Source organism: Yersinia sp. 2466 StPb PI, from assembly GCF_041538325.1.
Taxonomy (GTDB): domain Bacteria; phylum Pseudomonadota; class Gammaproteobacteria; order Enterobacterales; family Enterobacteriaceae; genus Yersinia; species Yersinia enterocolitica_E.
This window is the reverse complement of record NZ_JAULSL010000001.1, coordinates 4,034,579-4,047,648: the sequence shown is the minus strand read 5'-3', so window position 1 is coordinate 4,047,648 and position 13,070 is coordinate 4,034,579. Positions and strand designations below refer to the sequence as shown.

Below are 13,070 nucleotides of genomic sequence, written 5' to 3'. Positions count from 1 at the left end.
ATGCAAGAGAATAACTATCTTTCGGAACAACAGGATTATTACCGTCAGCAGCAGCATCAGCCGGGATGGCAAAATGTGGTGCAAGTGCTTTTTTCAGGTATTCAGGCTAATGCTGACAGTGCGGATGGCAGGGCTTTTATCCGCAACATGGGGACTCAACTGGCACAGCATAACCCCTTACCGATAAGTCATACCGTGGGTGAGTTTGAAGATCAAATTAATCATCTATGGTCCAGATATCATTGGGGATTTTTGCGCATTGCCGCGAATGAACAGGAAATGCAGTTAAGTCACTGTGCATGGCCGGACACGGACAATCTGACTGAACAGTCGCAGTGGAAAACTGCATTTGCAACATTTTTGGAAGGTATTTATAAGGAGTGGCTCAGGCAGCAGGGAGGGCAGTCAGAAGTGAATGTCCGTTGGCTGGATAATAAAACCGAAGGTCCATTAGTGTTCCGTTATAAAAACGGCATTTGAGGCATATTATGCTAATTATGAAGGTCATGCGTGTTGTTGTTACCGCCGGTGTGCTATTTGGCCTACTGTTTTCCACCGGGGTACAGGCTTATCAGCCCGGCTGGGAACAATTTAAAAGCCGGTTTCTTAAGCCCGATGGCCGAATTGTTGATACGGGTAACCATGATATCAGCCATACCGAAGGGCAAGGTTTTGGTATGCTACTTGCCGTATTCAATGATGACCGGCCTACCTTTGATTCATTATTGGGTTGGACTCAAAAGACATTATACAATGCAGATACCGGATTATTTTCATGGCGTTATGAGCCGAATGCTAAAGTAAAAGTTGCGGATAAAAATAATGCTACAGATGGCGATATATTGATTGCTTGGGCATTATTACTGGCTGGGGATAAATGGCACAATCGCGACTATACGAGTCAATCTAATCAGATACAGAATGCTATTATTAAGCACACGGTCATTAACTTTGCCGGTTATCATGTATTATTGCCAGGCTCTGCAAGTTTTAATCATACCAGTTATGTTGTGATCAACCCGTCTTATTACATATTTCCAGCCTGGAATGCATTCTACCAATACAGTCATTTGAAAATATGGAAAGACTTGAATGACGATGCTATCCAGCAGTTATCAGCGATGAAGCTTGGCAAAGTCAATTTGCCGACTGATTGGGTGTCATTGCAGTCGGATGGTAGTTTCGCACCAGCCAATGGTTGGCCTGCACGTTTTAGTTTTGATGCGGTGCGTATTCCATTATATCTCAGTTGGGGAGGACATAATGGCAGTACATTGGCGCCTTTTATTGGCTATTGGCAAGGTTTTTCGCGTTTAAAAACACCGGCATGGGTCAATGTTGTTACGGGGGCTACCGCGGAATATGCACTGACACCTGGGATGCTGGCGATACGGGATCTTACCTTAGGTGATGCTGCTCAATTAACGGCAGTATTACAACCAGAAGAAGACTATTACTCCTCTTGTTTACGCTTATTATCCTGGTGGGCGGCACAGCAGAAATGAGTAAAAAGCACGTTCTACTTGCAGGGCGTGCTTAGGTCGGTTCATCACGGCAACATCCGCTTTATCATGTCAGGATCAGAGCATTGTCACGATTTCTGGTTGATTTTTTCCATTAAAATAAGTCGTTACGTAATAAATTTGTTCTATGATTGAGAACCGGCCCTCTAGTTATTGATGGAGGGAGAGTTCATATAAGGAGAACACAATGCCTCATATGCCTTTGATAGCGCTTCCCCACACTCATTCTGATTGTTGTCTTTGCCATAGTCCGGCGTTCGTTCGTATCAATACGGTGTTTGCTCAGAAAGCTGCTCATTCTGCCCCTATAACAGCGGCAACCGTTGCTGCGGCGATCCCAGGCGCGACTCAGCAAAGAAGAGATGTCGCGGCCAATACTGTGCGTGTGATGGCCTTTGTTAATATTCGCCTTTTTGATGGTGTTTCAGACCATTTGCGCGATGGGTTGCAAGTATTAGTGGAAGGTAACAGGATCAAGTCGGTAGAGCCGGCTGATAAAGCATTGCCACCGGATGTGGAACGGATAGACGGTGGTGGCGGTGTATTGATGCCAGGGCTGATCGACGCACACTGGCACGCCATTATGGCTCGGCCATCAATGATGACGGCGATGACAGCAGATTTTAATTATATCCAGGCGCTGGCAATTGCAGAGGCGCAGGCGACTATAATGCGTGGTTTCACCACGGTGCGTGATATGGGCGGGCCGGTTTTTGGCTTGAAACGCGCCATTGATGAGCAGGTGACGGTCGGGCCACGCATCTATCCTTCCGGCGCATTTATCACTCAAACTGGTGGGCACGGCGATTTCCGTCTGATTGGTGAATTACCGCATACGCCATCAGACCCCTTGAGTTATGCCGAACGCGTAGGTATGACGGCGATTGCCGATGGTGCCGATCAGGTGTTACTGCGTGCCAGAGAACAATTGATGCGAGGCGCGTCGCAACTCAAATACATGGCAGGGGGTGGTGTAGCCTCTATGTATGACTCTATCAGTGTGACCGAGGGATCGGTACCAGAGATTCAAGCGGCAGTTACGGCGGCTGAGAATTGGGGTACCTATGTCACCGTCCATGCTTATACGGCACGGGCGGTCACCATGGCGATTAAAGGTGGGGTTAAATGTATCGAACACGGCCAGTTGGTGGATGAGGAGACCGTCCAGTTAATGGCAGAAAAAGGCATTTGGTGGAGCTTGCAACCCTTCCTTGATGACGAGGATGCGGTGCCAATGGCCAGTCCGGCATCACGTGCCAAGCAGCTTGAGATGGTTGCCGGTACTGATACGGCCTATAGGTTGGCGAAAAAATATAACATCAAGACAGCGTGGGGCACCGATACATTATTCGATGCCCGACTGGCAACCCGACAGGGTGCTCAATTGGCCAAGCTGACTCGCTGGTACTCACCGCTTGAAATTCTCAAGATGGCCACCAGCGTTAATGCTGAACTCTGTGCCTTCTCCGGTCCAAGAAACCCGTATCCCGGTAAGTTGGGTGTGGTAGAGAATGACGCACTGGCTGACTTGATTCTGGTTGATGGTGATCCACTGAGTGATATTCAACTCATTGCTCGGCCAGAGAAAGCATTCAGGCTCATTATGAAAGATGGGCAAATCTTCAAAAATACGTTGGGCAGCGATCTGTAGTGACTTTTTATGATCGAATAGCTGTTTTTCTGCCTGTTAACGCCACATTAACTGAGGCCGAATAATGAATGATATGACTTCCCTTAGGAAGCCAGAGTGGTTTTTTTTCAGGGGGTTAGCGAGTACCAACCTGAACTTATGGCGCGGGTCGTTAGTTCTGTTATCGGTTATTGCTCTGAGCGGCTGCACCGGCGTAGCGGCGCCTTCATTTTCATTGGTGGGCTCTTACTTTCCTTCCTGGATGGCGTGCGCTTTTATCGGAATAGTTGTGGCGGTGATGGCTCGCATTCTGTTTATTCGGATGGGTATTGATGAGGTGCTGCCATGGCGGCTGTTGGTGTATGTCTGCCTGGCGCTTGCTGTGGCATTTATCAGTTCCCTATTACTGTTTACACGATGAATGATGAATATGAATAAACTATCAGGGAGTGGGCGTAAGCGGCAACTGGCGCTCATCGTCGCCGGCGTTATCATCGTCGCGGCAGTGATATCAGGCTGGCTTTCCGTGCGGCAGACTACACTGAATCCATTATCTGAAGATGCAGAATTAGGGGCCAGTGTGGTGCATGTTGCCAGTTCGGTACCTGGCCGTATTATCTCGATTAATGTCGTGGAAAACAGCAAAGTTCGGCGGGGTGACCTGCTGTTTTCCATCGAGCCGGATCTCTATCGGCTGCAAGTCGCACAGGCGCAAGCTGAATTGCAAATGGCAGAGGCTGCTCGCGATACCCAGCAACGGACGGTGGTCGCTGAACAATCCAATGCCGCGATTACCAATGAACAAATTGTACGGGCGCAAGCCAATCTCAAGTTAGCGACTCAGACATTGGCCCGGCTACAACCTCTGCTCCCTAAAGGTTATGTCACCGCCCAGCAGGTCGATGATGCGGCGACGGCGAAACACGACGCCGAGGTCAGCCTGAAACAGGCATTAAAACAGTCATTTGCTGCGGAGGCTTTAGTCAGCACGACTGCGGCCGCTGAAGCGTTGGTAGTCGCACGGCGCGCGGCGCTGGCTATTGCTGAACGGGAGCTGGCGAATACACAAGTACGTGCCCCCCATGATGGTCGGGTGGTGGGGCTGACGGTCTCGGCCGGGGAGTTTATCGTCCCGGATCAGGCCATTTTTACCCTTATCAATACTGAACATTGGCATGCCTCGGCCTTTTTCCGTGAAACGGAATTGAAGCATATCAACGTGGGGGATTGCGCTACCGTGTATGTCATGGCGGACAGACAGCGTGCGATTCAGGGGCGAGTTGAGGGGATTGGTTGGGGTGTCAGCTCTGAGGATATGCTGAATATTCCACGTGGTCTGCCTTATGTCCCGAAATCATTAAATTGGGTACGTGTTGTTCAGCGTTTCCCAGTGAGAATCAGTCTGGAAAAACCGCCGGAGGACCTGATGCGAATCGGGGCGACTGCTGTGGTTGTTGTGCGCAATGACGACGGTTGCTGACGGTACGCTCGGTGGCATAATCCGTCAGGCAAAAGCGGATTTAGCCTATTTCCCTGGGCGAGTGGCGATGGCCTGGCGGGTTGCTGCACTCTGTGCATTGATGGCTATGGTTGCCATGGTGTATGGCATCCCGGAATCCGCGATCAGTTGCTATCTGATTATTTTCGTCATGAAACCGGATGGCGTAGAAAGCATGGTGATGGCGATTGCTATCACCATTCTGGTGTCGCTGGTGGTTGGTCTGGTGTTTCTGCTTATTCATTTCACGTTGGAAGCCGCGCCACTGCGCATGGCAGCCTTGATTGTCAGTTCGTTTTTGTTTCTCTATCTTGGCTCAGCCAGTAAGCTCGGCCCGGTGGGGAGTATTATTGCGCTGGTTATTGCGTTTGTGATGACGCTGCTCAGTGATATACCCATGGGTGAGGTAGCAACGCGGGGGCTGTTGTATGCCTGGTTAATGGCGGTTTCCCCGATGTTGCTGATTATTGGCTTTAACCTTTTCTTTGGCCGGGCACCCCAGACGTTATTGCGGGCCAGTTTAGCCGAGCGACTTTTCACCGTAGCCGAGACATTGCGCCAACCCGATGCCACCAATATGGCTAAGCTAACTGAGCTACTACAGGAAGGGCAAAATGAGCATCAACAGCGGGCGCTTTTTGTACGTATCTTCCATCTACGCCCCTCGTCTGAAGCAGCCTGGTTGGAAAGTGCCGTAAAAAGCAGTTATCGCCTGCTATTGGCAACGTCAGCTTTATCTGCTGGCTCACCAGAGAATGAGCGTATTGAACTCGCGGGCTACTGTTGCGATGCGGCACAGGCGATAGCGGCGGGCAATCTTGCTGTTACCCCTCACTTTGCTATTGAGAATGCGGGTGATGAGATCAATGAAATCAGAAACGCACTGCTAGCACTGGCGAATGCGGATAATGGGCAAGATTTGGCTGCCCCGAAATCCTCATTCTTTGCCGCAGATGCACTGACCAATCCTGCTCATCAGCGTTTTGCGCTAAAGACCACTGCCGCCGCCCTTATTTGCTATCTGGTCTATACCGCATTGGATTGGCAGGATATCCATACTGCCATGATCACCTGCTATGTCGCGGCGTTAGGTACCACCGGTGAGACAGTGCATAAACTGGTACTGCGGATTATCGGGTGCTTGATCGGCGCGTTAATGGGGGTTCTGGCGATCATTTTCATTATTCCCTACCTGAGTGATATTGGTCAATTGATGGCGCTGGTGTTTGGCTGCATTCTATTGGCCGCTTGGGTTTCCTGTGGCAGCGAGCGTATCGCTTATGCCGGTGTGCAGGTTGGGCTGGCATTCCTGCTGACGGTGTTGCAAGGCTTCGGGCCAAGTACAGATCTGGGGGTGGCCCTCGATAGGGTGCTTGGGATCTTACTGGGTAATCTGGTGGTGTATTTGATTTTTACCCGGTTGTGGCCGGTGGCTATTGTAGATGCGGTGCGCATACATATTAGTAACACGTTGACGGGACTGACAAATTTGGCAGCGCTGTCGCCTGATGCACGGCCTGCGGCACTAAGAGAAGCGACAACCATTGAGGCGGAGATTACCCAAGCGCGAGAAGAACTGGCACTGGTTCCCTTTGAGCCAGCACAATTACGCCCTTCACGAGAAGAGTGCGCACGCTTGTACGCGATACTGGCAGAAATGAGTAAATTGTGCCCAGTGCTGTTTCTACCGACTGAAAAGTCGGCGTCTGATGTGGAACAACTGCGTCAGCTCTCGCTTGTCGGTGACATTACCGCGCAACAAGGCGAGCACGTGCCAGAGAGAGAATCTTCATGGCAGGGGTTATCGCCAGTTGAACTGACTATTGGGCAACGTATAAAAAGACTCGGGGAACTTCTGGGAACTTGATGACATGACGACTCACGCGGTACTGATGGCTAGGATAGCCAAAATGGGCCTTATTTGCACGGCGGCTGGCTTATGCATATTGATTACGGGGTGTGCCACTGAGCGACTTGACCTCGCGCCAGCCTCCTATTCCGAACCTTGGGTCGCGGATGCCAATACGGGCAGTGCTGCGGGCGCGGGTAATTTCTCTGTGCCAGCTAATCCGCTGGTGGCAGAACTTCCTCAGCCACCGGCAATAAAGAGCGGACATCTTTACTCATTACCTGAGCTGATTGATATTGCCCAGAATCAGAATCCAGATACCCGCATTGCCTGGCAGCAAGCGCGACAGGCTGCATTGGCTGTCGGCATGGGGGAGGCGGTATTTTTACCGATCATTTCAGCCAGTGTTATTGGTGGCTACCAGAGTACCAGCACACCGTTACCTTACGCGATTGGCAGCCATAAGGATGTCAATACCTCTGGGAGCGCAGTTGTTCCGGCGCTGGCATTACAGTGGCTTATCTTTGATTTCGGGCAGCGTAGTGCATTACTTGACGCAGCTAAACAAACCTCTTATGCCGCCAATGTTAGCTTTAATGGGATGCATCAGAAGCTAATCTACGATGTCACACGGACTTATTTCCAATATGGTGCCGCGCAGACCCAGAGGCAGATAGCAGAGCAAACGCTGAAAAATAGCTTAAAGATTCAAGATGCTGCCGAACAACGTCAAAAAAATGGTATTGCCACCACCGTCGAAGTGGCGTTGGCGCGCCAACAGGTGGCACAGTCTGAACTGCGCCGCGTGATGACAAAAGGTACGGAACGTGATGCTTATCAGGCATTACTGGGGGCGATGGGGGTTTCTCCCTCATTAGATATCAACATCGCTTATGCCGAAGACCGCGCTTTGCCAGATGTTGCCAGCACGCCGACCGAAAATATGATTCGTCTGGCCCTTTCCCAGCGGCCTGATGTGTTAGCCAGCTATGCGGCGGTAGAAGCTGCCAAGGCAGGTATCAAAGCCACTGAGGCCGACTTTTTGCCAAAAGTCTATCTTGCCGGAGCAGTCGCAGGCGGTGATGGGCGCTTTGATATTCAGGGTCTACCTGGGATTAGCCAGCAGACTTCATCCTCTAGCATTTTGGTGGGGGTCAGTGTTCCTCTTTACGATGGCGGGATACGGGCGGCGCGGGTCAAAGAGGCGGAGTCTCGTGCGGCAGTTGCAGCGGAAGGATTTAAGAAAACTCAGGAGTTGGCGGTGCGTGAAATCGTGGTGGCGGCGGATACTTTGCACTCGGCACTTGAGTCTAATCAGGCGGCACTCAATCTGGTGAAAACGTCATTTATCACCTATGACGCTGCACTGGAATCTTATCGTAATGGTGTAGGTACCATCACGGTCGCTAACGAAGCGGCCAATGGCTTGTTGAATGCACAACAGATGAGTACCGATGCCCACGCCGCTTCGCTGGTCGCCGCTGCCAATCTGGCTTTTGTGATGGGTAAAATGACAAATACCTCACAACCTCTTGAGTTGCTTCATTAATCATAGAAATAAAGGGGCTTTCTTTTGGCGATAGGGGATGTCATTCAGGGGGTTGCACAAATTAACACAGGAGATGATAACCCATTAATGACATAGAGGTTTTTATCTATATTTTTTACACTGACAAAATACTGTACATCATCACGTGTTGTCTGAATGAATTTCGACCAGACATTATCTGGAACATCATCAATAGCTCTTATAATTTGAGTGGTGAAGTTGACTGTATAAACACCGTTATTATCCAAGGTGGTGTAGTTGAATGGCAGAGCGCGATTTAATATATATGATGATGTTTTATCCTGCGCCGTTCCGGTGAGTTTTATAAAACCATCACCATTGCGGGATAAAAAGATACTCATATCTGCCAGTAATGAAACAGAATCATAGGTATTAATGTTTTTTTCAGGTATAGCTCAGAATCGCACTGTAAAACAACTTTAGGCAATAGTTGATAGACCCAGAAAATGGCGACGGCAGCTAATATCATCAGGTAAACCACGGTAAGGTAACCTTTTTTTCATCGTGCTTCTCCCGAGTTAATCCTGATCGTTCTGCAAGAAGGGTAATCACTGTCTTCTTTTTTTGCACAGATACCAATAAAGGTAAGTTGATTAAATTTATAATAATTACTTCCTTTTAGATAAAAAATCTCGTTATTATCATTTTTGCAGTCTATTTCATCTTAATGTAAATCGTTTTTAACGTGGTTGATTAGCTGCTCAGTGGCAGGATAGGTGGAGTTGTTCTTAACATACAACATACATTTCCCAATTCTACCGGCAAGTACATGGCTTTTCTTATTAATGATGATCTCAGCGAGTTATAATAAATTTTGAATGTAGTTATAGTGAACGCATATTTAAACTTTAAATAATTTATTGTCAATTTGTATTTTTAGGGAATGGCTGAGTGCGGTTTAAGTTTTTTTTGAATTCCTAAATTAAAAAATGTACAAGCTACTATTGGCTATATTTTAAGATGTATAGCATCTTCCTTTATTTAATTTTTGGAGTAAAAAACTATATATCTGCTAATTTGTGGCGTATGTCGCCGCATTGTCGATCTTGAAATAGAATAAATGCTGTTTTTAGGGTGTTTGTTGTAGTTGTCATTAGGTGTGTTTAGGTGTCATCGATACGATTTAAATTTTTATGTTGAGAATTACCGAGATACCAGCAGACCTCCCAAGAGGGTTTATGAACAAATGCGTTATGGTGGTTATTCATAAAAAAATATCTTTTTCTCTTTAGCATTGCAATCTGAACTATCCAAGCATTTAGATAAGATAACTGAATTAATACTTAATGATTCATCTATTATTCTGGCTAAAAAACACAAGTATTAAAGCTGGTTTCAAAGCAGGATACACAACGCTATTGTGAACGCCATGTTCGGGATACTCAGGGTAACAAAAACATACATTATTTATTGTGTTCTTGAATGATAGTCAGGGTTTAGCTGCCGACGGTAAATTACCTAATAATAACCCAGACATTATATATGGTAATTACAGTAATAATATAATTGACGATATAATCCAGAGTACTATTGGTTTACTGGAGGGAAAAGAGTTACAAGCTGAAAGTAATGCAATGAGTTACCCGGCCAGTGAGAACGCACTCATGGGCAAGGAACGCACCGTTATGTGTTATTTAAAGTTAGGTATTAACCCAGTGACTATAGCCCAGATAATCAAGCTCAGCATCAAAACGGTTAATGCACATAATAACTCAATAATGAAAAAGATAAAAATGGGAAAAAGAATACAATCGTATCGTTTTCATATTAATGAGGCGTGTTTGGCGTAATCTAGATGGTGCCAAAATCAAGAGAGTTTTTTTGTCGATAATTTGGGACTTGTCGCTACGATGGTACAGCTCTCTTTTAACCTTCGTTCTGAATCCACCGGACCGTACAGCATTATGCTGACGAGGTAAATTGATAGGTATCGGAGTAGTGAGGGGCGGATTTTTCTGGCAAATGCCAGGTTTGGCTGTATTAAAAATGATCGCCCAGTGATGATTTTCATAGGATTAGTCTTGCTGAGGCGAGCTGATTAAGTGATCAATATCAACTTATTGACCTATGTAATTGATTTTATACATTTATCACCTAGCTATACACTTAGCGTGGCTGACGCTGGAGAGAGTCAACTCCGTACAACCGAAACCGGATTGTTCTCGGATATCATTTTTTACTTGTATTACCAACTGCGTTGATAATCGTATTTTTCGCTGCACAGCAGTTTCTCATCGGTATAAATCTGCCACATACCTCTATTTTCTGGTACTGCATGTATCATTCAATGAAATTATATATCGATAAGTCATTTTTACGTTATTAACAGTTAACTGATTCATTGTGATAACCGTTAGGTTCCTCTTTATCCCTCTTTGTTGTGAAATACTCTGGCGTCAGATCACACTCTTAAAAAAATAAAATGTAGGACCATTCCTACAATGCATTTCGTGCAGTCTTGGTTTAAATTTCATGATGATTTTTAACGTGCTAAGGCACAAGGATTTTTTCTTACCTAACAAGAAACTTCTTATTCTTCAATGTGATGTTGCATTTTTTCTGAAATGCTAATAGTTACATTTTGTAACATTTAACCCATTGGTGTTACCTGGCTAATGTTTTTACACTGCCGCCACTGGGTATTTAATCGATATACTTATGTGTGTGAAAAATACCTGTCAGATACTGTGTTATGCCATCCTGCGAATGCGAAGGTTATCTACGAACAATTATTTTCCTTAATTTCATTGCCACGGTTTATTGGTGAGCGATGGCTATTGTTCCAGGTGATGCCGATTATTTTTACGCATCTTTTCAGGGGTGGATTTCCTAAATTCCCGTCCTCTAACAAGGAAAGTCAATGGCCTCGTCAAGCTTCCAAAATGAGATACCCAAAGCGCGTATTAATATTAAATTAGACCTCCACACCGGCGGTGCCCAGAAGAAAGTCGAACTACCTTTAAAACTTCTGGTGATGGGCGATTACAGCAACGGTCAGGAACAGCGTCCGCTGTCCGAACGTGAAAAGCTTAATATCAATAAAAATAATTTCAACAGCGTGTTGGCCGAGTTCCAACCGAGCCTGAAATTAGCGGTGCCTGATACTTTGGCAGGGGATAATACCGATACCGCCGTATCTCTGACCTTCAACGACATGAAAGATTTCGAGCCGGAAAGTGTCGCCCGTCAAATCCCACAACTGCGTGCCTTGCTGGCAATGCGCAATCTGCTGCGTGATCTCAAGTCCAATTTGCTGGACAACGCCACCTTCCGCCGTGAGCTGGAAAACATCCTCAAAGACGAAGCATTGAGCGATGAGCTGCGTGCTGAACTGGCGGCATTGGCCCCCAAAGACTGTTAATCGCCGGATTGGCTGCTTGTAGAAAGAAGAAAAGGAACATGCTGATGTCTGTACAGGAAAACAGTGCGCAGGGTACTGCGACGACCGTATTAGAGAAAAACCGTCCCGTAGCCCAGGGGGTTTATGCCTCTTTATTTGAAAAAATCAACCTGAGCCCAGTCTCCTCATTGACGGGTCTGGATGCTTTCCAGAACAACGATACCATGGCGGATGCCACTACTGATGAGCGTGTCACTGCCGCCGTCAGTGTCTTTTTAGACCTGCTGAAGCAGTCGTCGAAAAAAGTGGAAAAGCTGGATAAAACCCTGCTGGATGGCCACATTGCGGCGCTGGATGATCAAATCAGTCGCCAGTTGGATGCGGTGATGCATCACCCTGATTTCCAACGGGTGGAGTCGACCTGGCGTGGCGTGAAATCCCTTATCGATCAAACCGATTTCCGTCAAAACGTGCGTATCGAACTGCTGGATATCAGTAAAGATCATCTGGTGCAGGATTTTGAAGACGCCCCTGAAATCGTGCAAAGCGGTCTCTACACCCAGACTTACATTCAGGAATACGACACCCCCGGTGGCGAACCGATTGCCGCCGCTATCTCCAACTACGAGTTCGACCGTAGCCCGCAAGATATCGCGCTATTGCGCAATATCTCCAAGGTCGCCGCGGCAGCCCATATGCCGTTTATTGGCTCAGTGGGTCCAGAGTTCTTTGGTAAAGAGAACATGGAAGAAGTGGCCGCCATCAAAGATATCGGTAACTACTTTGACCGTGCCGAATACATCAAGTGGAAAGCCTTCCGCGACTCAGATGATTCCCGCTATATCGGCCTGACCATGCCGCGCGTGCTGGGGCGCTTACCTTACGGCCCGGACACGGTGCCGGTACGCAGCTTTAACTACGTAGAGCAGGTGAAAGGGCCGGACCATGACCGTTATCTGTGGACCAACGCCTCGTTTGCCTTTGCCGCCAATATGGTGAAAAGCTTCATCAAAAACGGCTGGTGTGTGCAGATCCGTGGCCCGCAGGCCGGTGGCGCGGTGACCAACCTGCCTATTCACCTGTACGATTTGGGTACCGGTAATCAGGTCAAAATCCCGTCAGAAGTGATGATCCCGGAAACGCGCGAATTTGAGTTTGCCAATCTGGGCTTTATTCCGCTGTCGTACTACAAAAACCGTGATTACTCGTGCTTCTTCTCGGCCAACTCTGCCCAGAAGCCTGCGCTGTATGACACCGCTGATGCCACTGCCAACAGCCGTATTAATGCCCGCTTGCCATACATCTTCTTGCTGTCACGCATTGCCCATTACCTGAAGCTTATTCAGCGCGAGAACATCGGCACCACCAAAGACCGCCGTCTGTTGGAGCTGGAGCTGAATAACTGGATCCGTGGGTTGGTGACGGAAATGACTGATCCGGGTGATGACTTGCAGGCTTCCCATCCGCTGCGTGATGCAAAAGTCACGGTGGAAGATATCGAAGACAACCCCGGTTTCTTCCGCGTGAAGCTGTATGCCGTGCCGCACTTCCAGGTTGAAGGTATGGACGTGAATCTGTCATTGGTTTCCCAGATGCCGAAGGCGAAAGCCTGATTGTCATCATTTTTCAAACTGCAGCATTGTTGGCTACGCCCATTCAC

At 47.6% G+C, this 13,070-nt stretch carries 11 protein-coding genes; 10 read left to right on the top strand and 1 reads right to left on the bottom strand.

The window, feature by feature from the left end:
• The 7 genes from bcsD to Q2T72_RS18385 all read left to right on the top strand — a co-directional run bounded on the left by bcsD (position 1) and on the right by Q2T72_RS18385 (position 8,049).
• Positions 1 to 480, top strand: a complete 480-nt coding sequence (gene bcsD / locus Q2T72_RS18415; RefSeq protein WP_372569626.1) for a cellulose biosynthesis protein BcsD — start codon at positions 1 to 3, stop codon at positions 478 to 480.
• 8 nt (positions 481 to 488) lie between these two features.
• Entirely contained in the window at positions 489 to 1,505 is a 1,017-nt protein-coding gene (locus Q2T72_RS18410) for a glycosyl hydrolase family 8 (protein WP_083162557.1), read from the top strand.
• Between the two features lie 205 nt (positions 1,506 to 1,710).
• Positions 1,711 to 3,174 carry an amidohydrolase family protein gene (locus Q2T72_RS18405; RefSeq protein ID WP_083162559.1) on the top strand — a complete coding sequence of 488 codons (1,464 nt, stop codon included), beginning with the start codon at positions 1,711 to 1,713 and terminating at the stop codon, positions 3,172 to 3,174.
• 64 nt (positions 3,175 to 3,238) lie between these two features.
• On the top strand, positions 3,239 to 3,574 hold the full coding sequence (locus tag Q2T72_RS18400; protein WP_193784776.1) for a YtcA family lipoprotein: 336 nt from the start codon (positions 3,239 to 3,241) through the stop codon (positions 3,572 to 3,574).
• A gap of 9 nt (positions 3,575 to 3,583) precedes the next feature.
• On the top strand, positions 3,584 to 4,633 hold the full coding sequence (mdtN, locus tag Q2T72_RS18395; RefSeq protein WP_372569625.1) for a multidrug transporter subunit MdtN: 1,050 nt from the start codon (positions 3,584 to 3,586) through the stop codon (positions 4,631 to 4,633).
• The gene (locus Q2T72_RS18390) at positions 4,617 to 6,518 is read left to right on the top strand and encodes an FUSC family protein (RefSeq protein WP_193784777.1); all 1,902 of its coding nucleotides are present in this window, start codon (positions 4,617 to 4,619) and stop codon (positions 6,516 to 6,518) included. The genes mdtN and Q2T72_RS18390 overlap by 17 nt, the downstream gene beginning before the upstream one ends.
• Before the next feature lie 4 nt (positions 6,519 to 6,522).
• Entirely contained in the window at positions 6,523 to 8,049 is a 1,527-nt protein-coding gene (locus Q2T72_RS18385) for a TolC family protein (RefSeq protein WP_083162561.1), read from the top strand.
• Positions 8,050 to 8,093: 44 nt separating this feature from the next.
• On the opposite strand, the gene Q2T72_RS18380 is transcribed toward Q2T72_RS18385, so the two are convergent.
• Positions 8,094 to 8,411, bottom strand: coding sequence for a FidL-like protein (locus tag Q2T72_RS18380; RefSeq protein WP_083162563.1), 318 nt, complete (start codon positions 8,409 to 8,411; stop codon positions 8,094 to 8,096).
• 1,077 nt (positions 8,412 to 9,488) lie between these two features.
• On the opposite strand from Q2T72_RS18380, the gene Q2T72_RS18375 reads away from it, so the two are divergent.
• From Q2T72_RS18375 to tssC, 3 genes are all read left to right on the top strand, one after another.
• Positions 9,489 to 9,860 carry a LuxR C-terminal-related transcriptional regulator gene (locus Q2T72_RS18375; protein ID WP_372569624.1) on the top strand — a complete coding sequence of 124 codons (372 nt, stop codon included), beginning with the start codon at positions 9,489 to 9,491 and terminating at the stop codon, positions 9,858 to 9,860.
• A gap of 1,070 nt (positions 9,861 to 10,930) precedes the next feature.
• Entirely contained in the window at positions 10,931 to 11,431 is a 501-nt protein-coding gene (tssB, locus tag Q2T72_RS18370; protein WP_372569623.1) for a type VI secretion system contractile sheath small subunit, read from the top strand.
• 38 nt (positions 11,432 to 11,469) lie between these two features.
• Complete coding sequence (tssC, locus tag Q2T72_RS18365; protein ID WP_004876065.1) at positions 11,470 to 13,023, top strand: type VI secretion system contractile sheath large subunit; 1,554 nt, start codon at positions 11,470 to 11,472, stop codon at positions 13,021 to 13,023.
• Positions 13,024 to 13,070: the final 47 nt, after the last annotated feature.

Bases quoted from the DNA above. Each gene is read 5' to 3' on its own strand.
- bcsD (WP_372569626.1), top strand. From the start codon at position 1: ATGCAAGAGAATAACTATCTTTCGGAACAACAGGATTATTACCGTCAG.
- Q2T72_RS18410 (WP_083162557.1), top strand. From the start codon at position 489: ATGCTAATTATGAAGGTCATGCGTGTTGTTGTTACCGCCGGTGTGCTA.
- Q2T72_RS18405 (WP_083162559.1), top strand. From the start codon at position 1,711: ATGCCTCATATGCCTTTGATAGCGCTTCCCCACACTCATTCTGATTGT.
- Q2T72_RS18400 (WP_193784776.1), top strand. From the start codon at position 3,239: ATGAATGATATGACTTCCCTTAGGAAGCCAGAGTGGTTTTTTTTCAGG.
- mdtN (WP_372569625.1), top strand. From the start codon at position 3,584: ATGAATAAACTATCAGGGAGTGGGCGTAAGCGGCAACTGGCGCTCATC.
- Q2T72_RS18390 (WP_193784777.1), top strand. From the start codon at position 4,617: ATGACGACGGTTGCTGACGGTACGCTCGGTGGCATAATCCGTCAGGCA.
- Q2T72_RS18385 (WP_083162561.1), top strand. From the start codon at position 6,523: ATGACGACTCACGCGGTACTGATGGCTAGGATAGCCAAAATGGGCCTT.
- Q2T72_RS18380 (WP_083162563.1), bottom strand. From the start codon at position 8,411: ATGAGTATCTTTTTATCCCGCAATGGTGATGGTTTTATAAAACTCACC.
- tssB (WP_372569623.1), top strand. From the start codon at position 10,931: ATGGCCTCGTCAAGCTTCCAAAATGAGATACCCAAAGCGCGTATTAAT.
- tssC (WP_004876065.1), top strand. From the start codon at position 11,470: ATGCTGATGTCTGTACAGGAAAACAGTGCGCAGGGTACTGCGACGACC.